This window comes from Acidisphaera rubrifaciens HS-AP3, from assembly GCF_000964365.1.
Classification (GTDB): domain Bacteria; phylum Pseudomonadota; class Alphaproteobacteria; order Acetobacterales; family Acetobacteraceae; genus Acidisphaera; species Acidisphaera rubrifaciens.
Window position 1 is genome coordinate 1 of record NZ_BANB01000211.1, and the last position, 861, is coordinate 861.

Consider the following 861-nt stretch of genomic DNA (forward strand, 5'->3'; position numbering starts at 1 on the left):
CCCCGCCTGTCCGCGCACCGCGACTGCGCCCGCCGCGAACACCGCGACCGGCACGCCGAGGCCGGCGCCCGCCGCCGCGCGCCTGCCGCACAGCCGCACCCATTCGACCGCGAGTCCCCCTGCCGCGAGGGCGATGAGGCTCATCCACGCCTCGGCGCCGAACCACAGGCAGGCGAGCGCCATCGGCGCCAGCACCGCGGCGGAAATCAGCCGCTTGCGCAGATCCGTCCAGCGGCGGCCGGCGGTCGGCGTCGCGGCCAGGAGTGTGTCGGTCAGTGCCGGCTCCGGCGCATCTGGCGGCGGCGCAGGGGAAGACGGCGCGGCATCAGCCGGGCCGCGCGCCGAAGCGCCGCTCGCGCCCGGCATAGGCGTCGAGGGCGGCACGAAACGAGGCGGCGCCGTAATCGGGCCAATAGACATCCTGGAACACCAGTTCGGCATAGGCCGCCTGCCACAGCAGGAAGTTCGACAGACGCTGCTCGCCGCTCGTGCGCACGATCAGGTCGGGATCGGGCATGCCGGCGGTGAACAGGAACTGGCCGAAGCGCCCCTCGTCCAGATCGGCCGGGTCGAGGGTGCCGGCCCGCGCCGCCGCGGCGACCGCGCGGGCGGCGGCGATCAGCTCCGTGCGGCTGCCGTACGACAGCGCCATCGTCAGGTTGAGGCGCGTGTTGCCGGCGGTCGCCGCCTCGGCCCGCTCCAGGCTCTCGCGGATATCGGGGTCGAAACGGTCGCGGTCGCCAATCACCCGCAGCCGCACGCCGTTGGCGCACAGCTCGTCGATCTCGGTCTTGAGGTAGTGGCGCAGCAGGCCGGTCAGGTCGAGCACCTCGGCCAGCGGCCGCCGCCAGTTCTCGCTGC

1 protein-coding gene and 1 pseudogene are annotated in these 861 nt (G+C 74.2%); both read right to left on the minus strand.

Annotated features, from left to right (window positions below; translation table 11 throughout):
- Positions 1 to 195: pseudogene (locus B8460_RS21720) on the minus strand (phosphatidate cytidylyltransferase); the annotation flags it as partial.
- 130 nt (positions 196 to 325) lie between these two features.
- Positions 326 to 861: polyprenyl diphosphate synthase (uppS, locus tag B8460_RS07280; protein ID WP_048860922.1), on the minus strand; the 536-nt coding region annotated here is incomplete at its 5' end.